At 66.1% G+C, this 24,097-nt stretch carries 12 protein-coding genes and 1 other RNA gene; 1 reads left to right on the top strand and 12 read right to left on the bottom strand.

The features are described from left to right. Positions 1-2 precede the first annotated feature (2 nt). The 5 genes from FHY18_RS07195 to FHY18_RS07175 form a co-directional block, all read right to left on the bottom strand. Complete coding sequence (locus FHY18_RS07195; protein ID WP_259153956.1) at positions 3-506, bottom strand: ATP-binding protein; 504 nt, start codon at positions 504-506, stop codon at positions 3-5. Positions 507-1,305: 799 nt separating this feature from the next. Then, entirely contained in the window at positions 1,306-2,697 is a 1,392-nt protein-coding gene (locus tag FHY18_RS07190; RefSeq protein WP_259153120.1) for a sigma-54 dependent transcriptional regulator, read from the bottom strand. 157 nt (positions 2,698-2,854) lie between these two features. Then, positions 2,855-5,296: an ADOP family duplicated permease gene (locus FHY18_RS07185; RefSeq protein WP_259153955.1), complete on the bottom strand. Its 2,442-nt coding sequence runs from the start codon at positions 5,294-5,296 to the stop codon at positions 2,855-2,857. Then, positions 5,296-6,063, bottom strand: coding sequence for an ABC transporter ATP-binding protein (locus FHY18_RS07180; protein WP_259153119.1), 768 nt, complete (start codon positions 6,061-6,063; stop codon positions 5,296-5,298). Before FHY18_RS07180 ends, FHY18_RS07185 begins: the two co-directional genes overlap by 1 nt. 18 nt (positions 6,064-6,081) lie before the next feature. After that, positions 6,082-7,332 (bottom strand): efflux RND transporter periplasmic adaptor subunit, encoded by a 1,251-nt coding sequence (locus FHY18_RS07175; protein WP_259153118.1) that lies wholly within the window; start codon positions 7,330-7,332, stop codon positions 6,082-6,084. Between the two features lie 401 nt (positions 7,333-7,733). Between FHY18_RS07175 and FHY18_RS07170 the strand changes: the two genes are divergently transcribed. After that, positions 7,734-7,809: non-coding RNA, sX9 sRNA (locus tag FHY18_RS07170), on the top strand. A 160-nt stretch (positions 7,810-7,969) separates the two neighbouring features. Here FHY18_RS07170 and FHY18_RS07165 read toward each other — a convergent pair. The 7 genes from FHY18_RS07165 to prpF form a co-directional block, all read right to left on the bottom strand. Further along, positions 7,970-8,917 (bottom strand): glycerophosphodiester phosphodiesterase family protein, encoded by a 948-nt coding sequence (locus tag FHY18_RS07165; protein WP_259153117.1) that lies wholly within the window; start codon positions 8,915-8,917, stop codon positions 7,970-7,972. A 148-nt stretch (positions 8,918-9,065) separates the two neighbouring features. Further along, entirely contained in the window at positions 9,066-12,179 is a 3,114-nt protein-coding gene (locus tag FHY18_RS07160; protein WP_259153115.1) for a TonB-dependent receptor, read from the bottom strand. 570 nt (positions 12,180-12,749) lie between these two features. Beyond that, on the bottom strand, positions 12,750-13,217 hold the full coding sequence (locus tag FHY18_RS07155) for a transposase (protein ID WP_259153114.1): 468 nt from the start codon (positions 13,215-13,217) through the stop codon (positions 12,750-12,752). A 425-nt stretch (positions 13,218-13,642) separates the two neighbouring features. Beyond that, a complete protein-coding gene (locus FHY18_RS07150; protein WP_259153113.1) occupies positions 13,643-18,544 on the bottom strand; it encodes an alpha-2-macroglobulin in 4,902 nt (1,633 codons plus the stop codon). Positions 18,545-19,261: 717 nt separating this feature from the next. After that, positions 19,262-20,230 (bottom strand): nucleoside hydrolase, encoded by a 969-nt coding sequence (locus tag FHY18_RS07145; RefSeq protein ID WP_259153952.1) that lies wholly within the window; start codon positions 20,228-20,230, stop codon positions 19,262-19,264. 107 nt (positions 20,231-20,337) lie between these two features. Next, the gene (locus tag FHY18_RS07140; RefSeq protein ID WP_259153111.1) at positions 20,338-22,554 is read right to left on the bottom strand and encodes a TonB-dependent receptor; all 2,217 of its coding nucleotides are present in this window, start codon (positions 22,552-22,554) and stop codon (positions 20,338-20,340) included. A 254-nt stretch (positions 22,555-22,808) separates the two neighbouring features. Continuing rightward, the gene (gene prpF / locus FHY18_RS07135; protein ID WP_259153110.1) at positions 22,809-24,008 is read right to left on the bottom strand and encodes a 2-methylaconitate cis-trans isomerase PrpF; all 1,200 of its coding nucleotides are present in this window, start codon (positions 24,006-24,008) and stop codon (positions 22,809-22,811) included. Positions 24,009-24,097: the final 89 nt, after the last annotated feature.

The following is a 24,097-nucleotide window of genomic DNA, read 5'->3' as shown; positions in this document are numbered from 1 at the left end:
GATCATCCATCGCGCAAAGCATGCAGCGGCACGCGAATTTCGGCCACTGTGCCAAGCGCATCGGTACGTGCATGCAGACTCAGACTGCCGCCTTGCGCCTCGATGATCTGCCGCGACAGCACCAGCCCGATGCCGGAGCCACCGGGCTTGGTGGTGAAGAACGGCACAAACAGGTTGTCGCTGGGCGGTAGCCCGGCACCACCGTCGACGATCTCGATCCGGGCGTCCGTGTCGCCGGGCCACGCGCGTAGCCAGACCTGTGCCTGTCCACCAGCTTCCAGCGCATTGCGCACCAGATTGATCAGCACCTGTTCCAGCTGATCCGCATCGGCCTGCACCTGCAGCGCAGGCGCGATGTCGATGCACAGCCGTGGGTCGTCGAGCAGCTGCTGGACGCGCGCGCACAGGGGCTGCAATGCAATCGGCATCACGCTCGGTGGGGGCAGGCGTGCCAGGCGTACATAGCCGCCAAGGAAGCGTTGCAGCGCGACGCTGCGCTGTTCGATCACCGCCAGCCCGCCGCGCAGATCGTTGTGCAGCTCCGCGTCCACCACCGCTGCCGGCGGCGGCACCATGCGCGCCAGGGTGTCGGCGATCGAGCCGATCGGCGCCAACGAATTGTTGATCTCATGGCTGAGCACACGCAGCAAGCGCCGGAATGCCTGCGCCTCTTCATCGCGCAATGCGCGCTCCATCGGCTGCAGCACCAACAGATGACCGGCCTGGCTGCGGCTGCGCAAGGCCGCGTGCCCCACTTGCCAGCGCCCTTGCTGGCCGGCAAATGTCTGCACGTGGATGCTTCCGGAGGGCACCGCGAACAACTCCGACAGGCCAAGCGACTCGGCAGAGCAACCGAGCAGTGTGTCGGCAGTGGCTCCCAGCAAGCGTTCGCCGGCCGGGTTGATCAGGCGCAGGCGCCAGTCCTGCTCGAAGGCGAACACCGCACCGTCCAGCGCTGCCAAGGTCTTGCTCAACAACTGCAGGCTTTCGTGCACGTCGCGCTGCTCGTCCTGCAAGCGCTGCGCCAGCAAATTGAAACGTGCGAACAGCATGGCATCGCTGTCGGCGACCGAGACGGCCCGCACGCTGTAGTCGCCCTCGCGCAATGCGTCCAGCAATCCGGCCAGCGTGCGCTGGCGGTGACCATCACGGCGCCGACGCAGGCGTATCACCACCGCGGTGAGCAGGAGCACGCAGGCGAGTAACAGCGCGGCCTCGGTGGGTGCCGGCGCTCCCACGCACAGCACCACCGCCAGTGCGAGCAGCGCGGGCACCGCCCCCCACCACGCTTGCCAGCGCAGTGGCTTACCCGACATCGTCGCCACGTAGCCCGTGCTTGCCGATGCGCCGGTACAGGCTTTGGCGGGTGATGCCCAGTTGCTCTGCGGCGCGCTGCAGGTTGCCCTGCTGGTCGGCCAGCGCGGTGCGCAACAGCAGCGCCTCGGCCTGGTCCAGGGTCATGCGTGCCGCGACTGTCGTTGTGTCCTGGGCCGCGGTACGCATGCGCAGGTCCTGGGCACCGATCTCGCTGCCATCGACCAGCAGCGCAACGCGCTCCATCGCATGCGCCAGTTCGCGCACGTTGCCCGGCCATGCATAGCCGAGCAAGGCCTGCTCGGCATCGCGGGCCAGCGTGGGCAGGGCGCGCCGATAACGCGTGCACGCCGCAGCGAGGTAGTGCCTGGCGAGCGGCAGGATGTCCTCATGGCGTTCGCGTAGCGGCGGCACGCGTACCTGAAACGTGTTGAGGCGATACAGCAGATCCTGGCGGAAGCGTCCGGCAGCCACATCCGCCCCCAGATCGGCGTTGGTTGCCGCCACGATGCGCACGTCCACGCGCTGGGTGCGCGAGGCGCCCACCCGTTCGAACTCGCCGTCTTCGATGGCGCGCAACAGCTTGGCCTGTTGTTCCAGCGGCAGATTGCCGATTTCATCGAGAAACAACGTGCCGCCATCGGCCAGCTCGAAGCGCCCGCTGCGGTCCTGGCGCGCATCGGTGAAGGCGCCACGCACATGGCCGAACATCTCCGACTCGAACACGCTGGCGGCCAGCCCACCGATGTTGACCTTGATCAGGGGCTGCGCATGCCGTGCGGACCACTGATGCAGCAGGTCGGCCACCACGCTCTTGCCGGTGCCGTTTTCGCCGAGCAACAGCACGCCGACGTCGCTCTTGGCGATGCGCGACAGATCGTCGAGCAGACGCTGCATTACCGGCGATTCGGCGATAAAACCGCCGGCCGCCTCCTGCAGCCGCAACGCCTGCGCCTGGCTGAGGCGGCGCTCGCTGCGGCGGCTACGGTCCAGCGCGATGCGGCTCTCCAGCACACTCAACACGCGCGCGTTCTGCCAGGGCTTTTCGACAAAATCCACCGCACCATGCTGCATGGCGTTGACCGCCAGGCCGACGCTCGCCCAGGCCGTCATTGCGACCACCGGCAAGCCCGGCCACTGCGCGGCGATCTGCGCGATCAAGCCCAGCCCTTCTTCGCCAGAGGTGGTGTCGCGACGGTAGTTCATGTCCACCAGCACTGCGGCGAAGGTATCGCCACGCAGGCAACCCAACGCGACCTCCGGCGACTCCGCGCCCACCATGCCGTAGCCGGCGCTCTTGAGCAGCAGCCGCATCGCCTCGCGGACGTCGGGCTGGTCGTCGACCACCAGGATGCGGGATACGGGAGTTGAAGGAACCGTCATGCGCAGAGTCTAGCGGCCATGCGCCGGATCGCGACGCGGCGCGATGCGCATGCCCGCAATGCGCGGGCAGCGGACACCAGCGCGCAGGCGGCCGCATGCGTGCCCGACCGCATCGTGCATGCGGCCTGCCCGCGTGTCGGTGGAGCTGTGCCTGTCTTCATTCCAGCCGCAACGCCTGCATCGGCGAGACGCAGGCCGCGCGCCAGGCCGGGACCAACGCGGCGAGCAGGCCCGTCAGACCCAGTGCCAGCAGCACGCCACCAATGGCCAGGGGATCGGCCACCCGCACGTCGAACAAGAATCGCTGCAACACGCGTGATAGCGCCATGGCGATGCCCAGACCGATCGCCAATCCGATGCCCAGCTGCAGCGCCGCTTCGCGCAACACCTGGCCCAGCAAGCGCGCAGACGAGGCACCCATCGCGGCACGCACGCCGAACTCGTGCCGCCGCGCGGTCACCGCCACCGCCATCACCGCGTACAGGCCGACCACAGCGAGCAGCAAGGCCAGCCCGGCAAACAGGCCCACCAGCAACAGGTTGAGCTTTTGGTCGCTGGTGGTGGTGGCCACCACGGTTTGCATGGATTGCAGGTCGGCGATGGGTTGTTGCGGAGCGACCTCGGCAAGGGCGGCGCGTAACGCGCGCTCGTCCACACGCTGCGCCTGCGCACGCAGTTGCACCGCGTAGGTCAGGCCGCCGAAGCTGCGCAGGACCTGGTACATCGCATCGCTCATCTGCGCCAACGGTTGATAGACGATGGGGGGCGCAGGCTCGGCCGGCCCGGCCTGGCGGACATCGCCGACAACGCCCACCACACGCATGGGCACGCGCTGATTGTTGCCATCATCTTCCAGCACGACCTGCTTGCCGATGGCCTCATCGCCCAGATAGCGCTGCGCAAACGACACGCTGACCAGGCAGACCTTTTCGGCGCCTGCGCTGTCGTTGCTGCCGATCGCGCGGCCGGCAAGCAGCGGGATCCGAAAGACTTCCATAAATCCCGGCGTGACCAGGCGGTATTGCGTATTGAACGACGGCGCCTGCGCGGTCGACACGCTCCAGCTCAGCTGGGTGGTGGTGGGTGGATTGGTGGACACGCCTGCCAGCGCGATTCCGGGCTCGCGCTGCAAGCGTTCGACGATGCGCCGCGCCTGCTCCACCGCGTCCGCCGCCGTGGCGTAGCGCTGCTTGACCGGTGCCAGGGTAAAGATGGCTGCGGCCCTGCTCTCGAACCCCATCGGCACCTGCGAGAGTTGCTGCAACGAGCGTGCAAACAAGGCGGCCCCCACCAGCAACACCACGGCAATGGCCACCTGCACCACCACCAACACACGCGCCAATCGCCCGGCCTGCAGACTCCATCCGCCACGCCCCCCGCCGACCAGTTCCAGCACCAGGTTGCGGTTGCGATTGCGCGCGACACCGAGCGCGGCGGCGAGCACGGCGGTGCCGATCCCTGCCAGCAGCGCAAACAGCGCACTGCCACCGGTGAGATGCGCACTGTCGCCGCGCAACCACATCACCGGCACCCAGCTGGCCAACAGGCGCAGGCCGATCCACGCCAGCAGCACACCACCCAGGCTGCCGATCAGGCCGATCAAGACGCCTTCGGCCAGCGCCGGCAGGCTCAACCGACCCAGCGATGCACCGAGCGCCGCACGCACCGCGCTGTCGTGACTGCGGCCAAGTGCACGCAACGCCATCAGGCTGACCAGGTTCACCGCCGCAATCACCAGCACGCACCCTGCGGCGGCAAAGAACAGCCACAGCATGTTGCCGCTATTGGCGCCATACAGCGCGTTCTTCAGCGGCAACGCGTTGGCGGGATGCCGCTGCAGCTCCTGAAACCAGGTATCGGTCATGCCGGGGTTGGTCCGCAGTGCGGCCTCCAGGGCCGTTGCCACCTGCGCAGAGGCCTGCTCCGGACGCACGCCCGGCTTCAGCCTCCCGACGATGATTTCGTTGGTGGAGAGATTGGTGGTGGCCAGGTCAGGCTGCATGGTCTGGATCAGATCGAACGGCTCGGCCCACGGAAACTGCGCCGGCAACACCCCGACCACCGGGACCGCACGGCCTTCCACCTGCAACAGGTGCCCCACTGCGCCCGGGTCGCCGCCGAAATAGCGCTGCCAGAATGGGTAACTCAGGATCACCGCAGACGGACCACCTGGCTGATTTTCTGCATCGTCGAAGTTGCGCCCGGCCGCCATGCGGACACCCAGCGTCTGCAGGAAGCCGCGGTCCGCGCTGATCGATTGCACCACATCGGCGCTGTCGCCGCGGGCGATATTGATCGGCAACGGCCAGGCACGCAGCATCCCGGTGGCCGACAGGCCCGGCAGGCGGCGTAGCGGCGCGTAATAGCCGGGCCCTGCCACGTTGCGTCCCTGCTCGGAAGGGCGCCCCAGGGTGACCAATTGTTCGGCCTGCGGAAACGGCAACGGTGCCAGCAGCGCCTGGTCCAGCAGCGCGAATACGGCCGTGGTGGTCGCCACGCCCAGGGCCAGCGTCAGGCTGGCCAACAGCAGATAGCCCGGCCGGCGCAACAGGCCCCGCCACGATTGCCTGGCTTCGCGCCACAGCAGCGCGTGCGCCATCACGGCGATGGCTCCGTGACCCGCGTCGGCAAGACGCTGTCGTGTTCGTGGCGAATGCGCTCGAAGGTGTCTTCGTCGACGATGCGGCCGTCGAGCATGTGCACGATCCGCGAGGCCCGGCGCGCAAACGCAGGATCGTGGGTGACCATGCACAAGGTGGTGCCGGTGAGATTGAGCTGCTCCAGCAACTGCATCACCGACTCGCCGTTGCGGGTGTCGAGGTTGCCGGTGGGCTCGTCGGCGAGCAGGATCGCCGGCTCCCCCACCAGCGCGCGCGCCACCGCCACGCGTTGCTGCTGGCCGCCGGACAACTGGCCGGGATAGTGCCGCTGCCGGTGGTGCATGCCGACCAGTTCCAGCACCTCGCGCACCCGCTGGCGCAGCGCGGCAGTCCCGATGCCATCGCGGTAGGTCAGCGGCAAAGCCACGTTTTCTTCGACGGTAAGGTCTGCGATGAGGTTGAAGGCCTGGAAGATGAAGCCGATATGGTCGTTGCGCACGCGGGCACGTGCGCGGGCAGTGAGATCGGCGACATTGCGGCCCTGCAGCAGGTAGTCGCCGTGGCTGGGCGCATCCAGCAGGCCCAGGATCGACAGCAGCGTGGATTTACCGCAGCCCGAAGGCCCGGTGATCGCGACAAAATCGCCCGGCGCGATCTCCAGCGCAATCTCGGCAAGCGCGTGGGTTTCCACCTCATCGGTGTGAAATACCTTGCTCAATCCGTGCAGGCGGATCAGCGGAGCGGCGGGGGTAACAGTGGGCTGCATGGAGCTCTCCTTGAAGGTCTAGCGTAGACGTAACCGTGGAAACCTTGCCCACTGGCTGGTATCGGACAGGATGAGTTGGTCGCCGGGCCGGAGCCCGGCACGTATTTCGATACGGTCGCTGGAGACGGCGCCAAACCGCACCGGCACGCGGACGGCGGCATCGCCACCGGGCTGCACGACAAACAGTGCGGCCGATGAATTCGGCGCGGCCAGCGCGGGGCGCGCGACGCTGATGACATCGCGCAGCATGCCAAGCCGGATGCGGCCATCGACCGACAGGTCCGGCCGGGCGCCGGCCGGCAAGGGCTGCACGAAGCGCACATCCACGCTGACGCTGCCGTTGCGCACCGCAGGGTCGATACGGATCACGCTGCCGGCGACCAGACCGTTGCGGGTATCGACACTGACCGGCAGATCCAGCAACAGATCCTTGGCCAGCACTTCCGGCACCTGCAGCCGCGCCAGCAGCTGATCCGGCCGCGCCACCCGGGCCAGCTTGGCCCCTGCAGCCACCTGCTGCCCGGGCTCTACGTCGACCTGTTGCAGGATGCCCGCGATACCGGCACGCACCTGCAGCGCGGCCAGTTGCTGACGCGCGATCGCCAGGCTGCTGGCCACCTCGTCGCGACGTGCCTGCGCCGCACGCAACTGGGCGGCCATGTTCTGCCGGAATGCCGCAACGCGCTGCTGTTCGATCTGCGCGCGGCCGCGCTGCTGCGCCTCGGTGATCTGGCTCTCGCGCAATTCGATCGCCGAAATGACACCGGCCGCATGCGCGCGCTCATAGGCCTGCGTCTTGACTTCGGCAATGCGCCAATCGGAACTGGCCCGCGTCTGCAGCGCCTGTTGATCGAGCAGTTGCGAGGCCAGTGCAGTGCGTGCGGCGGCCACCTCCGCCTCGGCGCCGGCCAACGCGGCGGTGGCCTTTTCCTGGTTGGCCACCAGCTCGGGATTCTGCAACCGCAGGATCAGCGTGTCTGCTTCGACCCGGCTGCCGGCCTGCACCAGCACCTGCTCCAAGGTGGCCGGCGCGCCAGCGGTGATCCAGCGCGTGTCGCGCGGGACCAGCACACCGGTGGCGCGGATCTCGCGCAACATATCGCCGCGTTCGGCGGTGCCGATCCACACGCTGGCACGCTCCACGCGGGGGCTGGCGCGGCCAAGGCCCACGGCCGCGATCCCGGCAACCAGCAGCACGGCGCCACCAACCAACACACCCACGTGCAGGCGGCGCAGACGAAAACGACGGGGAGACTTGGCGATATCCATGCCAAGGTGACAGCAGGACGCGTGCCATGTAGTCGCCGACTGCAACGCCTTGATTTGCAACGCGATCGCCGATTCCATGCGCGTACTGCGCTGTACGATTCCGTACATGCACATCCGATACCGGACAGTGGCGCGGCCTGTCCATGCATGCGCGCGGCAGCGTGGTGCAGACCGGGATCCGCAGATGCTGCTGGCGCACGTCAGTGCAAGCTGCGCATGTCATGTCGGCAACGGCGTGCTGCACCTCGCTTTATCGAGCACGACCGCCCCGCCTCATCGAGACGCGTGGCGCCGGTGATGCAGCTCATCTACCAGACATCGGCCGCAGCGTGATCGGTTTAGCGCGGCTGACCAACGGATGCGCTCACCGCCAGGCGGACGCGGACGATGCTCGGTGCGGCATGGACTGCTTGTCCACTCCGGTTCCGGGCCTGCTGTCCGCGCCCACCTGACGACTGCTGGCCAAGTGTGTCGGCGGTTTTCTCAACGTCTCGATGTCATCGCAGTGCGAACTGGCGCCTGCGTGCCCGATAAGACCCAGCGGTTAGCTGCGCTCAGCCTGCGGCCCTCATGTGCGCAGTACCAACCGCACCCGCTGCGCTCATCTGCAGCCAGGCCGGTGGCACGGCGCTCTCCGTTACTGCGACTCAAGCGTCTGCCGATACCGCAACAGCGCTTCCGGTGCGTCGGTCTGGATGATGGAAATGCCGTCGCGGTGCAGGCGGCCCCAGACCTTGTCCGGATCGCGTTCGGCATCGGCGTCGCCGCCGTAGCCGGCAATGAACCCTTCCCACAAAGAGTTGACCATCAGCCGCACGTTGTGCGCCTTGCTCACTGCCGCCAATGCCGGCAATTGCGATGCGGCCATCTTGGGCAGCTCGAAGGCCATCGGGCGCGCATTGCGGGTTTGTGCAGTGGCGATCGCGGCCAGATCGGCAGTGCCGTGCGCGTTGATCAGGATCGGGAAGAAGTACACGCGGTCGAACGGCTGCATCGCCGCCAACGGCGGGGTCGCGATGCCCGCTTCGGCCTTGACGATCACCTGGTGCTGCATGCCGGCGCGCGTGACCGCATCGACCACCTGCACGTAGATCGCATCCTTGACGTCCAGATTGAGCAGGATGTGGCCCTTGGCGGCGTCCAGCATCTGCTCCAGCGTGACCACGCGCTGATCGGTCAACGGCGCTTGCGCGCCGCCTTCGTCGCTGCGCAAGCGCAGCTTCTGCAGATCGGCCAGCGTGAGCTCTGACAGCTTGCCGGTGCCATCGGTGGTGCGGTCCACGGTGGCGTCGTGCAGCATCACCAGGGTGCCGTCGGCCGCGCGGCGCACGTCGGTTTCCATCACATCGGCGCCGATGGCGATGCAACGCCGCAGCGCTGCCAGCGAGTTCTCCGGTGCGGTGTCGGTGAAGCCATGCTGCGGTGCGGCCGCGTGGCAACCGCGATGGGCGACCACCACGATGCCGCCCTGCGGGTTGGTCAAGCGGGCCTGGATCGCCGCCACCCCGGTGGGGGCTGCATTCACAGGGCTGGCGAGCGCCGCGCACAGCATGGCGGCGACAGTGGCAACAGAACGTAATGTCATTGAACAACTCTCGAGTGGGTGACTGATCGCCTGACGGCATCTGCACCAGGCGATGTGCATGCAAGCCGGATGCGGCAAGCAACGCTTGTACTTGCGATCCAACGCGCCATCGGCATCCGGCCCATGGCAGGCCCTTCAAACGCTACGCTCAGAACGTCGGCGTGAAGCGCAGACCGAACCAGTAGGTGGTGGGCACCGAGTAACTGTCCTTGAGCAGGTTCTGCCCTGGGCCAGTCACGCTGGTGATGCGGCTGTGGGTGATGTTGCTGACCTGGCCGATCAGGCTGAGTTGCTTGCTGATGGCATAGGTGGCGGTGAAGTCCAGCTGCGAGCGCGGCGACCAATACAGGTCCTGCCAATCGATATTGCTGACGATGGCACGCAAGGCCTTGCCCTGGCGATTGTAGGCCGCACGCAGTTCCAGCCCGCCGGTGTTGTAGAACACCGTTGCGTTGGCGGTGTAGTCCGGCTGGCCGACCAGGTTGGCGAGCTTGCGTTCGCGCTGGGTGACAGCCGTACCGCTGCCGACGCTGTAAGGCACGTCCAGGCTGCCATCGAGCACGGCAAAATTTGCACTGAAGCCCACACCGCTGAGCCACGGCGCGATGGGCGCCAAGGTGTTGACGATGCCGTTGAACTCGACCCCGCGGATGCGCGCCTTGGCGGCATTTGCCGGTGTGCTGATCAAGGCATTGGCGTAGGTGGTGCCGTCGAAGGTGAAACTGTCGGTGCGCGAGAGCGTAAAGATCTCGTCCTGGATGCGCTTGTCGAACACCGCAGTGGACGCGAAGGCATCGAAGTCGCCGGGCAGGCGCCATTCCAGCGACAGGTCCAGGTTATTGGACACACGCGGCTTGATGTCCGGGTTGCCGATGGTGACGGTGACGCCTTGCGCATTCGGGTTGCCGGCGTCGGTCGTGTTGACGAAGCCGATCGAGGTGCGGGCTGCGTACGCGTCGTACGGCGGGCGGCCCAGCGTGCGGCTGGCACCGGCGCGCAGGTCCAGCGTGTCGGTCAGGTGGTAGGTCATGATGGCCGACGGCAGCAGATAGTCGTAATCGGCACTGGTCGGGTTATCGACATAGACATAGCGGTTGCTGGCAGCATCGAGTTGGCGCTGGCGGCCCACCGTGTCGAGCTTGGTGCTGTCGAAATGCACACCGGCCTGCACGTTGAGCCGATCGCTGCGATAGCTCACCAGCCCGTAACTGCCGAAGGTCTTTTCGGTATGGGTGAAGTTGTCCTGGTTGCTGAAGGCCTGCTGGTCGGTGCTGTTGAATGCGCTCAACGGCGCTGCCGCCAGCACGCGGTTGGCCTTGTCGGGATCGATGGTGATCAGGTTCAATCCGGCGTAACGCATCGGCGCCCGGCCGGTGCCGGCCACGTCGGCCAGGCCGAACGCCGGCGCGCTGGTATTGGGCTGATACTCGACGCGATAGATGTCGTAGGACGGCTTGTCGGTGGTGTACGACACGCCTGCCGCAAAGCCGATGCCCTGGTCGCTTTCGCCCTGATTGAAGCCGTAATCGAGCCGTCCGGTGAGGATGCGATCGGCAGCGGTGCGCTTGTAGTCCGGCCGCCAGTACGACAGGCTGTAGTTATCCAGGGTGTTGTAGGCCTGCGGCGACACCCCGAAGCGCTGATCGAAACCGGAGGTGTCGTAGTTGAATGCGTAATTGGGCGTGGCATTGACGGTCACACCACTGCCGGTCTGGCCCACCGGCACCGGCGCGGCGCGGCTGATGCCGGTGGCGTACTTGATCATCCGGATCGGCTCGTCGTAGGTGGCGTCGGACCACGCGCCGCGCGCAGAAAACTGCTGCCGATCGGTCGGCCGCCAGATCGTTCCCAACTGCGCAACCTTGGTGCGCGTGGTGACGATCTGATTGGAATATCCCACCTCGATATCGCCGCCCGGATAACTGCCGGAGGTGGCGGTCTGATTGAACACCCGGTTGCGGTTGCGCGGGTCGATGATGACCTCGTTGCGCTCCATGTTGTCCTTGAAGTAGTAGTAGCCGGCCATGGCATAGGCTTCGAGCGCAGCGCTGGGGCGCATTTCGAACTTGCCGGTGACGCCATAGCGGTCGCGCTGGTTCTGCACGTACCAGTACTTGTCCTGCTGCGGCACTGCCCAGCCGTTGCCGAGATTGGCGCCAGTCTGCAGCACGCCGTTGTTGTCGTAGAACCCGTAATGCACCGTATCGGTGGTCATATGGGTTTCGGTGTAGCTGCTCAACGTCTGGTAGTTGGCCGACAGCGTAACGCCGTATTGCTGCTCGCTGCCGAAGGTACGGCTGCCGGTGGCATTCAAGCGATACCCCGGGTCGTCCTGATCGCGCGGCTTGCCGACATCGTTGGCGTGGCCCAGCGCAGTTTCGGCACTGAAGAACGGCTTGCCGCCGTTCTCGAACGCGCTACGCGTCTTGAGATTGATCGCGCCGCCGGTGGCATTGGGGTCCAGATCCGGCGTAAACGTCTTGACCACCTGCAACTCGCTGACCATCGAGGCCGGCAACAGATCCAGACGCACGCCGCGGGTGATCGAGCCAAGCGTGCCGTTGGGCGTACCGGGCGAGGCGATGGTCAAGCCATCGATGGTGACGTTGTTGTACGAGGGCCCCAGGCCGCGCAACACCGGCGTGGCCGCCTCGTCGCGCGGATGCTCGTTATCGGTGGCCGGCAGTACCGACAACCCGGGAACGCGACGCAACGCTTCAACAATCGTGCTGTCCGGCAGTGCGCGCACATCGGTGGCGCTGATCACGTCGGTGATGTTGGTTGCCGCGCGCTTGCTCTCCACCGCCGCCGCATTGGCGCGCCGCACGCCGGTGACCTGCATGGCGTCGAGGGTCTGCACGCCGGTTCTGCTGGTGGTGGCCGGTGCGCCGCTATTGGCTGCATCGGCTTGCGACGATACAGGTAAGACAGCCGAGGCAGGGTCTATCGCTGCGGCGTTCATGGAATCTGCAGATGCATCTGCTGACACTGCAGAACGTCGATTTGCAGTCGCAACTTCGGCATCGGGCGTGGCTTCCTCGTCGTTACTGACTGTGGCTGAAGCTGTGGCGTTGGCTGTCGCCGTACCTGCGCTCGTCAACGCACTCGCGGTCGTGGCCATAGCCGCAGAAGCCGCCTCAACTGAGGCCTCGACTGGAATCCCCGCACGCGCGCTGGCCCATGCCTGCGAAGCAGGCGAGCAGGCCGCAATGGCCACGGTGAGAACGGACAGGTGTAAACGGTACGAATCGGAGCGCTGCATGGAATCCCGGGATCGCGCAGCAAGGACGCCGCGCCGGTGAGAAAGCAGGCCACCGTAGCCAGTAACAATGACCTTTGCGTGTCACCCGCATCGCATCGAAAAGACAGTGCGCAGCGATGTCCCCGCATGCGAAGCAGCGGTATCGTCGACGTAGGAGCGCGCTTGCGCACGATGAGGCTCTCCCGCTGACGCCAATCGCACGTAGGAGCGCGCTTGCGCGCGATGAGCTTTCCCGGTGACGCCGCATCGCGCGCAAGCGCGCTCCTACGGAAGCCGGATGGCATACCCGAATGGATAGTCGCCAACCCGTGCAGCCAACCCGGCGCGCAGCGGATTGGCGATCAGGTAAAGACGCCCCGCTGTTAGGAAGGCGCGCCAGCGTGACCAGTCGCAATGACCTATGCGTGCCACCCGCATCGCATCAAAAAGACAGCGCGCGGCGATATTCCCAGCGGCTTTGAGCGCGCTTGCGCGCAATGTGGCTTTCCCGCTGACGCCAATCGTACGTAGGAGCGCGCTTGCGCGCGATGTGGCTTTCCCGGTGACGCCGCATCGCGCGCAAGCGCGCTCCTACGGAAGCCAGATGGCATCCCAGAACGGATAAGCGCCAACCCGTTCAACCAGTCCGGCACGCAGCGGATTGGCGATCAGGTAGCGAGCCGCGATGCGCAGATCGTCGTCATTGCGCAAGGCACGGTCGTGGTAGGCGCGCGTCCAAACCGCATCGCGCACCCCGCGTTGCTCATTGACTGCACGCGTGCTTGCCGCCTTCATGCGTGACACCGTCCGCGCCAATGGCGTCACATCCCCCAACTGCACCAGCCAGTGGACGTGGTCCGGCATCAGCACCCAGGCAAGCAACGAGGCATCTTCCGGCACTGCGGCGATAAAGGCGCGGCACGCCGACGCGGCCAGCGGAAAATCGTCGAACACCCGTCGCCGCTGCCAGGTTGTGGCGGTGAGGAGATAGCAGCCCCTTGCAAGCGAGCGCCGGCCACGACGTAGTGCTCGATGTCCTGCGGAAATGGAGCTGGTCATCGATGCATGCTGGCCCGCCCGCGCAAACCCTTGCATCGGAGTCGGACGCTGGCTTCGGTGAGAAAACTCCCAACCGTAGGAGCGCGCTTGCGCGCGATGGGGCTTTCCCGGTAACGCCCCATCGCGCGCAAGCGCGCTCCTACCTTGTTGCTTTACGGCTGCACCACCGTTCGCCGCTGCCAGGTTGTGGCGGTGAGGAGATAGCAGCACCTTGCAAGCGAGCGCCGGCAGCGACGTAGCGCTCGATGTCCTGCGGAAATGGAGCTGATCATCGATGCATGCTGGCCCGCCCGCGCAAACCCTTGCATCGGAGTCGGACGCTCGCTTCGGTGAGAAAAACTCGCAACCGTAGGAGCGCGCTTGCGCGCGATGAGGCTTTCCCGGTGATGCCCCATCGCGCGCAAGCGCGCTCCTACCTTGTTGCCTTACGGCTGCACCACCGTGATCGTTGCCGGGGTGGTGCGGCCTACGCCACGCAACTCCGGCCGGTACATGTCTTCCACCAGCGACGGCGGCACCGTGTAGGTGCCCGGCGTCACCGCACGCACCAGGTAATACACCTGCGCCTTGCTGCCCGACGACAACGCCAGCGCGGCCACATAACGGTCGTCGCGGAACTCTTCGTGCTTGACGTCGGCGGCGCTGGAGCGCTCGCTGATGCCAATGCCGTCCACCACCACATCGGCCCATTGCTTGGCATCGCCGAGATTGAAATTCTCGATTTCCAGGCCGGCCGGCAACAGATCGGTGAGCAAGGCGTCGGGCATCGATTCGTTGGCGGTGATGGTGACGCGCACGATCAGCGCCTCGCCTTCCTTCAACGCGCGCGGCGTCCACGGCTTGCCGTCGGTGGTGTACCAGCTGCGCTCCACGCTGAGGTGACGCGTGTCCGCCTCCGGTGCGGTACGGGGGATGCCGGCCACTTCAATGCTGGCATACATCGGCGCCTCGCCCTGCGGCGCGAACTGCACGCCGCGGGCCAGCGCCGCACTGTCGAAGCTGCGTGCGAACACGCGGGCCGGTGCGATCTGCTGCACCTCATCGCCCACCGTCAAGCTGCCCGAGACCTGCTTGCCCTGCCCCACCATCAACGCCTTGCCCAGCCGCGCCAGCGCGATCTGCTCCTGCGTGCTCAGCCACAACACACCGCCAGCACGGCGTGCATCCAGCGCCTGCCCCAGGGCCACCACGCGGGTGTCGTACTCGGGCTTGGACAGGCCACGTTCGTGCAGCAAGGCCATCATCAAGGCATCGTCGCGAATCGCACTGCCGTAGTCGCCGAAATACGGCGGCCGCTCGGAACTGTCCTTGGCGAAGCCGGCCTTGATCGCCGCCTCGCCCCGCTTGGTGTCGCCCTGCAGCGACAGCGCCGCACCCAGATGCACCAGCGACAGGCCAGTCAGCGCCTTGCTGCGCTGGTTGTCGTACAGCGCGCGCAGCGTGCCCAGCGGAGCGCGGTTGACGCGTGCCAGCACGTAGCCGGACCACGCCTGGTTGGCGAACTTCAGATTGTCGCGGCGGTCCTGCCCATAGAACTCGTTGCCGCCGGACAGCAGGTCTTCGCTGAGGCGGTTGAGCGCCTTCTGCAGCACGTTGTCGGGCACCGCAAAGCCGGCGTCCTTGGCATCGAGCAGGAACTCGGCGATGTACGGGGTCAAGCCCGGATTGACGTAGCCATCGTCGCCCCACATCGAAAAATGCCCGCTGGCGATCTGCATCGACGCCAGGCGGCCGAACGCGCCTTCCATGCGCTCGCGGCGCGTGGCCGCATCCAGCCCCTTGGTGCCCAGCGCCTTGGCAGTTGCCTCGTCGAGCAGCAGCGCGGCATACCCCTTGCTGGTGGTCTGTTCGGCGCAGCCATACGGATACTCCAGCGCGCCCTGCATGGCGCTGGCGAACGGAATCGGCGGTAGCGGGCTGACCAGCATGCGCGCGGTGACCGAACCGGCCATCAGGCCATCGGCATTGGCGCTGTCCAGGGCGACCGGTGCCAGCGGGTCGAGCACGCGCGTCTGCGTGCGCAGCACCTGCGGCCACCCGGCACGTACCGGCAGCTCGTAGTTGCGGTCGGCCTTGAACCCATTACCGTCCACACGCACGCGCACCTTGGCCACGCTATAGCCTTCAGTGGCCGTCAGCGGGAAGCTCAGCGTCTGCTTGGCATCCACGTCCAGCTTGATGCTGCGCGCCGCCTCGGCAATCGACAGCGGGCCGATGCCATCCACACGCACATTGAACTCGCCCGGCTTGCCGGTGAAATTCTGCACGTCCAGCGTCACCGTACTGCGGTCGCCCGGCGCCATTACGCGCGGCATGCTGGCTTCGGCCAGGATCGGCGCACGCACGATGGTTTCCATGTCGCGGTTGCCGTAGCGCGTGTCCGAATACACCAGTGCCGACACCCGCAAGGTGCCGTTGAAATCCGGCACCGGCAGTTGCACGCGCGCATTGCCACGGGCATCGAGCGTCACCGACCCGGAAAACAGGTCCACGGTCTGCACGCGCGCGGTCGGGCGCTTGGCCTGCGGCAAGGCTTCCAGCGCCATGTCGCCGCCGAACTTGAGCTTGCCGCTGGCGCCTTCGAAACTTTCGATCACGCGGCCATAAATGTCGTAGGCATCGGTACCCAGGCGCCGCTGCGCAAAGAACTGCGCGTTGGCATCGGGCACCGGGAAGCGGGTGATGTTGAGAATCCCCACATCCACCGCCGAGATGGTGACGTGCGCCGCCTTGCCCGCCAGTTCCGGCACGCTCACCGTCACCGGCAGCGATTGCTCCGGGCGCATCTGCTTGGGCGCGGACAGGCCGACCGCCACGCGGCGCGCCTTGCGATCCATCGGCACATACGCCACACCCACCGCACGCGCGGGAGTGATCTTGCTCGGCGCGGTGCCGCCGCGGAACACCAGCGCGGTGACGTAGACGTCGTGACGCTCCCAGGCCTCGGTCACCGGAATGTCGAACGTGCTACCCGGCTTGACGTCGATGTCCTGCACGTACAGCAGCTTGTCGCTTTCCACCAGCAGCACGCCCTTGCCGGCATGCGGCGGGGTCAGCGTGACGGTGAGCGTGTCGCCGGCACGGTAGCCGGTCTTGTCCAGCGCCAGCTTGACCTTGTCCGGGCGCGCGTCCAGGCCGCGGTTTTCGTCGTTCCAGCTCCAGCCGGCACGGAACGGGTAACGCGTGGTCAGCCCGGTGGCCGGGTCGAACACATCCAGGCGGTACTCGCCCCATTCCACCGGGAAATCGAGCTTGGCATTGCCGCTGCCCACATCGAGCGTGCGGGTGTCCTTGTTCTCGAAGCGGCGAGTGAAGTCGTAGTCCCAATGGTCGTCGGTGTAGTTCCAGTGATAGTCGCGCAGCTCGCGCACCAGGGTGGCCTTCAGGCCCTTGGCCGGCTGCGGCTTGCCGTCGGCATCCACGCGGGTGAGCTCGAACCGCGCGCTGCCGTTGGCATCGGCGCCGTCCTTGTCGTCGAACAGGGGGCGCACGCCGACCAGCGCCTTGGCCGGCCACAGCACCCGCTTGACGGTGCGGGTGACGGTGCGCCCGCCGGTTTCGTAGACGCTGCCGGAGACTACCGCGGCGATCGTGCTGACCGGCTTGGCTTCGGCCGGCAGCGCGATGTCTTCGCGCAGGATGCCGTCGCTGCCGAACGTGGTATCGATCACGTCCTTGGCTTCGCGCGGCAGCTCCAGCGTGGGGTCGCCGAAGAACCAGCCCGGCAAGGACTCGAGCGGATGCTGCTCGACGCTGACCGCCAGCTTGGCGGTGAAGCGGTTGCCATCGGCCGGCGCGCCATACAGATACGCGGCATTGGCGACCAGCTTGAACGGCTGGCCGGCGCTCAAGGTCTTTTGCGCGGCATCCAGATCCAGCTTCATGCGCTCGGGCAGGAACTCTTCCACCCGCACCGTCATGCCCTGCACGGCATCCTTGCTGGCCGGGTCGGTACGGAACTCCACCTGCCAGCGGCCGGTGGGCGCGTCGGCCGGAATCTGCTGGGTGAATTCGAAGTAGCCCTGTTGGCCGGGTTGCAACTTGGTTTCGCGGAAGGTCTTGCCGTCCGGCTGCTTCAGGCGCAGGAACACCGGTTGCGGCTTGGTGGGCTTGCCGTCGTTGTCGCGCAGGATCGCCGACACGCGCATGGTCTCGCCGGGGCGATACAGATCGCGACCGGCCCAGGCGAACACGTCGAACCACGCACTCTGGCGACCGGCCACCGCAAACTCGCTCAGGTCCAGCGCCGGCTGGTTGAACGGCAGCAACGAAACGTCGGTCTTGCTGCGCGCCACCAGCACGTGGCCGGCATCGAGCGTGTAGTTGAGCAGCGCATTGCCGTTGCCGTCGGTGGCGCCCTTGAGGAACAGCTCGCCCTTGGCATCGAGGATGCGCACTTCCACGTTCTTGATCGGCTCGCCGCTCTGCAGCGAGGCGGTGTGCACGAACAGCTTGTCCTTGTAGGCGCGCGTATGCAGGCCGATGTCGCTGACGGTAAAGAACGCGGTCTCTTGCTCGCTCTCGAAACTACCGGCGCGCTTCATCACCGCAAAATACAGGCCAGGCTCCTGCAGTTCCTTGATGTCCTGCGTCGGCAGGTAGGTCAGCACACGCTCGTTCTGCTTGCCGCCCAGGATGAAACGGTTGACGTACACCGGGTCGGCCAGCTTGGACAGCGGTTGTTTGCCGCTGTATTGGCTCTCAAGCTCCCAACTGCCGCGACGACCGCCGCGCTGAAACTGCTGGAAGAACGCCGGCAGCGACTTCTCGCGCACGCGCAGGAACTCCACGTCCACTTCCGGCACGTTGACCGATACCACCGGCAGGCCGCGGCTTTCGCGCGCCGGCAGCACGCTGCCTTGCGAAGCGAACCCGACCACCGGCTTGAGCGCGCCGGTATAGACCTTCTGCTTGAGCGGCTTGCCCAGGCGACTGCCGTCGGCGGCCAGCAAGTTGGCGTCGATCAGTACCGTGTAGTCCTTGGCCGCTTCCACATACGGGTAACGCAGCGTCTTGCCGTCGTCGGACAGCGTCCAGCTGCTGTCGCCGGTGCCGACCTTCTCCTCGAAGCGCACCAGCGCATCGAAATCCTGCGTGCCGACCAGCGGACGCGAGAATTCCAGCGCCAGCGACAGACCGTCGCCGGCCTGGTCGGGATAGGCACGCGCCAACGCGAATCCGGTGATGGCCTGCCTGTCGGCCTTGATCGCCTCGCCGCTGGCAGTAGGCAGCTGCCCGCTTTCGTTGCGCTTGCAGGCCACGCTGCCCAGCGCCACCGTGAGCAATACCACCCACAGCAACATGCGCCGCGTACCCAACGCCCTCATCCCTGATTCCCGGCTGTCCATTCGTGCTATCCCATGAAGGAGGCGGCCAGTATAGCGACGCGCCTGACCTGCATGCGCTGCGCGGCAGCACAGGGATCGCGCCATGCGTTTTGCGACAGCCTCGGGCAGTCAACAGCCCCCTCATCCGCCCTTCGGGCACCTTCTCCCGCACGCGGGAGAAGGAGTACCAGGAATTGATGGACGTACGGCGCAATGCTTGGCACCGCGCGTCGTGTCGCTGCATTCGAGCAAGCGACGTGTGTCCTTGTTCGTAGGCTCGCCTGCCTCGCACCCGCGGAAGCTGTTTCGACACTTGAGCCGTACCAGCAGCTCCAAAAAGCTCATGACTCTCCCTTCTCCCGTTGACGGGAGAAGGTGCCCGAAGGGCGGATGAGGGACGATTCACGCCGCCGTGCCTGACCAATAACCCGGCGTAGTACCGACAGCGCCACCTGCGCAGGCGCATGCCGGCAATGTCGCGGCCCGGGTCTCAGCGCAGCAGCTGTCGCCTGCCTCGTACCCACGGAAGCTGTTTCGACACTTGAGCCGTACCAGCAGCCCCAAAAAGCTCATGACTCTCCCTTCTCCCATTGACGGGAGAAGGTGCCCGGAGGCGGATGAGGGACGATTCACGCCGCCGTGCCTGACCAATAACCCGGCGTAGTACCGACAGCGCCACCTGCGCAGGCGCATGCCGGCAATGTCGCGGCCCGGGTCTCAGCGCAGCAGCTGTCGCATGTACATGTCGATCAACGCCGGCTTGTCCGCGCGCAGGCACGCCTGCACGTTCGCGGTGCCTTTGCTGCCCTCGCGGGTGTACCCCTGCGCATCGACCTCCAGATGCAATGGCGTGGTCGGGCACAGGTCGGGGCGCAGCAGCCAGGCCACCGGCACTGCGTCGAACAGGGTCGGCGTGGCGCTGGCCCAGGGCTGGTCGGTATTGCGCCACTGGTAATACAGCTGGGTGAGCGCATCGGTCAGATCATCGCCGTGCGCAAACAGCGCGACGCGTTCGGGTTCTTCCAACGTGATCTGGGTGGCATCCAGCGGCAGCAACACGATCGGCACGCCGGCTGCGAACACCTGCTGCGCCGCCGACACATCGGAGAGGATGTTGTACTCCGGCGCCGGCGCACTGGCCGGCCGATACGCCGACTTGCCATAACCAACGCGCACCGACCCGCCCATCGCCACGATGCGCTTGAGCTTGGCAAAGCCGGCCGGGTCGCGCTGCTGCGCCAGTGCGGCGTCGGTCATCGGCCCCAGTACCAGCAAGGTCACCTTGCCAGGATGCAGGCGCGCCTGCTGCAGGATCATCGCCGCCGCATCCGGCAACTTGCCCGGCAACCGCCCCTTGGACGCCCAGCGCGCCTGGCTGAAGGGAATCGTGCTGGTGGTGCGCGCGCCCACCGCCAACGGAATCTCGCTACGTCCGGCCTGCTGCAACAGGCGCTGCAGCAGCTGCGCACGCAAACTGGTATCGCCCCAGGCCGATGCGATGCCCAATACCCGCAGTTGCGGGCTACGCAGCAGCAACCCGAGCGCAAACGCATCGTCGATGTCGTCGCCGATATCGGTGGAGACCACCAGCAACTCGGTGGATGCGGGCGTTGGCGCCGCCTGCGCTGCGGTCACGGCAGGCGTCTGCGCCCATGCCACTGCCGACACACACCACAGCCCCAGCATCCACCACATGTTTCGCCATCTGCGCTGCATGCACCTACTCCTGCCGCCATAAAAAAAACCGCCGGCATCATAGCCGGCGGTTCAATCGTGCTACACCACCACGCCGATCAGAAGTTGGCGCGGAACTGCGCACCGACGATGCGCGGGTCGTTGATGAAGCCGGTGAGGTTGTTGAAGTCGATCGCACCGGTCACGCGGATCTGGTTGGTGCAGTTGCGGCAGAACACCGACAACTCGTACGCGCCCGCGCCCCAGTTGTAACCGATCTTGGCGCCGCCTTCGACCAGCGGCTGGCCGGTGAATTCCTTGGAGTCGTACAGGAAGAAATTCACTTCGCTGCGGTAGGACCAGTCGGTGTAGAAGAACAGCTCGCCATCGTTGCCCATCGGGATGCCGTAACGCAGCGTGGCGTTGGCCATCCACTTGGCAGCCTGCGGCAGGTCGTTGCCGTCGATGATGGCGTTGCCGGCCGCATTGAGCGGGTCGGTCACCGTGCAGGTGCGGCACACGCCCACCGACAGGCTCGGGTCGTCGATGCGGGTCCAGTTGTAGGCGCCGCCGGCGGTGACGCGCAGGTTCTGGGTGAGCAGCGCTTCGAAGTCGAACTCGGCGCCGCGCGCCTTGGTCTTGTCGGCGTTGAGCAGGCGCACGTCGTTGGAGACGCCGCCCACTGCGGTGAGCTGCTGGTTCTTGACGCGGAAATCGTAGATGTCGAAGCTCAGGCGCGCGCGGTTGTCGAACAGATCCGACTTGATGCCGATCTCGAACGAATCCACCGTCTCCGGCTCGGCCACGGTCAGCGGCGCGGTGCCCGAGGGCACGCCGAAGCTGGCGCCGCGGAAGCCGCGTGCGGCACGGGCGTACACGTTGACGTCGTCGTTGATGGCGAAGGTGGCCGCCAGATCGCCGGTGACCTTGGAGTTGTCGGTCTCGCCGCTGGACGGCTCCACCAGCGTGACGCGGTCCAGCGCCAGCACGTCGAAGGTCTTCTTGTCGTAGGTGTAGCGGATGCCGGCGCGCAGGTTAAGGCGATCGGTGGCCGCATAGTTCAACGAGCCGAATGCCGCCCACGAGGTGTTGCGCTGGCGGGTCAGCTGGTAGCTGGCCAGATCGCCGCCGCTGAAGGTGTTGTAGGTGTAGTTCTCGCCTTCCACATCGTCGTGGAAGTAGTACAGGCCGGCCTGCCAGTTGAGCGGGCCCTCGTACTGCGATTCGGCGCGCAGTTCCTGGCTGTACTGGTCCAGGCTCTTGATGCCGCCGGCGGTTTCCACCGGGAACGGAATCACGCCCGGGCCGGACGGCGGTGCGAACACCGCGCCGAAGCCACCGTCGATGTCGCCACGGCTGTAGTACTTGCCGATGCCTTCATACGCGGTGATCGAGTGCAGCGCGATGTCGCCCAGGTCCCAGGTCAGATTGGCGCTGCCGCCATAGGTCTGCAGTTCCTGGGTGTTGGCGCCGTCGATGAAGGACTTCTCTTCGTCGAAGCCGTCCACCAGCTGGTTGGTGCCGGGCTGGATGATGTTGGCGCGGAACAGGCGCGCGGTGCCATCCAGGTGACGCGCATGCGCGTTGAACAGGGCACTGAAATCGTCGCTGGCCTGGTACAGCAGCTGCAGGCGCACGGCCGAGTCGGTATAGCCTTCCAGATCGCGGCCGTCGCGGTTTTCCACCCAGTCGTCGCGGCGCTGGCCCAAGGTGGACAGGCGCGCTGCCCAATGCTCGCCCATGGCGATGCTCAGGCCGCTTTCCAGCGTCATGGTGCCGTAGGTGCCATAGGACAGGCTGGCGTAGCCGTCATTGGCGCCGATGGTCGGCTTGACCGAGTTGAACTTGACCACGCCGGCCGGCGTATTGCGGCCGAACAGCGTGCCCTGCGGGCCGCGCAGCACTTCCAGGCCTTCCAGATCGAAGATCGGGAAGCCCTTCAGGAACGCGTTTTCCTGCACCACGTCGTCATAGATCAGCGACACCGGCTGCGAGGCGTAGGTATTGAAGTCGGTGTTGCCGTAGCCGCGGATGTACACGCGCGGGAACACACGGCCATTGGACGATTCGATGTTAAGGCTGGGCGCCTTGCCAGCCAGCACGCGGATGTCCGAGCCGCTGGTGGAGATGGCGTCCAGAAATTCCGGGCGCAGCACGCTGGCCGACACCGGCACATCCTTGGAATCTTCCGAACGACGTTCGACCGTGACCTTGACCGCATCCAGACGCACGACACCGTCGTCGCCAGAAGCCTGCTGTGCAGCAGCGTGGAACGGGAGAAGCGAAACGACGGCAACGGCAAGCGCGCTGATCTTGAGCGACCGGCTGGCTGACATGGGAAGACTCCGAATTCTGGTGGCGGGGCGGCTGCCTGGCCTGCATGCCGCGGTGCAACAGAATTAACACGATTTACACAAATATGGCAGGGCACGTGCGAAAAAGTTTTCGGAATTCGCAAGAGTGTTCTAATTAATGCAACAGAGTCATGCAATTTGTGCGCTGGAACGCCGCCGGTCTCAGCGACGCGCTACGGTGGCCTCACCGTCGAATCGGCGCGTAGACGCCAAGCGGGCCTGTTTCGCTGCGTCGATTACCCCAGCCCGGCAACATCGCCCGGAACCCGCACCCAGCCCTCCATCAACACCCGCGCACTGCGACTCATCAGCGCCTTGGTCACCTGCCACTGCCCATCGACCAGTGTCGCCTCCGCACCGACGCGCAAGCTGCCGGACGGATGGCCGAAGCGCACCGCCGTCCGCGTAGTGCCCCCGGCGGCCAGATTGACCAGGGTGCCGGGAACCGCAGCAGCGGTTCCGATGGCGACGGCGGCAGTGCCCATCATTGCGTGGTGCAACTTGCCCATCGACATCGCGCGCACCAGCAGATCGATCTCGTCCGCATGCACCGGCTTGCCGCTGGACGCGGTGTAGTCAGCGGGCGGCGCGACGAAGGCCACCTTCGGCGTGTGCTGCCGCGTCGCTGCGTCTTCCACCTTCGCAATCAAGCCCATCCGCAACGCGCCGTGCGCGCGCAAGCGCTCGAACATCGCCAGCGCACGCGCATCGCCGTTGATCGTCTCCTGCAATTCGGTGCCGGTGTAACCCAGCTCGTGCGCGTTGACGAAGATGGTCGGGATGCCGGCATTGATCAGCGTCGCGGCGATCGTGCCCAGGCCGGGAATCTCCAGCTGGTCGACCAGATTGCCGGTGGGAAACATCGCACCGCCCTCGCCCTCGGTCGCATCGGCGGGGTCGAGAAATTCCAGCTGCACTTCGGCAGCAGCAAAGGTCACTCCATCCAGCTCGAAGTCGCCGGTTTCCTGCACCTGGCCATCGCTCATCGGTACGTGCGCCACGATGGTCTTGCCGATATTGGCCTGCCAGATCCGTACCGTCGCAATGCCATCGCGGGGCACACGCGCGGCATCGACCAGGCCATTGGCGATCGCGAACGGCCCCACTGCCGCCGACAGGTTGCCGCAGTTGCCGCTCCAGTCCACGAATGCGCTGTCGATGGATACCTGCCCGAACAGGTAGTCCACATCGTGACCGTCGCGCATGCTTGCAGAGACGATCACGCTCTTGCTGGTGCTGGAGGTCGCCCCGCCCATGCCATCGATCTGCTTGGCATATGGATCGGGGCTGCCGATCACGCGCAGCAACAAGGCATCGCGCGCCGGCCCGGGCTGCTGCGCGGCAACGGGCAGATCCTGCAAGCGAAAGAACACGCCCTTGCTGGTGCCGCCACGCAGGTAGGTGGCGGGGATGCGGAGTTGGGGAGCAAATGCCATGAAGGTTCCTTGAAAACGAGGTGCGGACGTACCGGAAATTCTGCGTATCGCATCGATACGATATGGCAATGCGTCACCGTGAAAATCTC

This window comes from Xanthomonas sp. 3793, assembly GCF_024806835.1.
Classification (GTDB): Bacteria; Pseudomonadota; Gammaproteobacteria; order Xanthomonadales; family Xanthomonadaceae; genus Xanthomonas; species Xanthomonas arboricola_F.
This window is presented reverse-complemented; position numbering and strand designations above follow the sequence as displayed.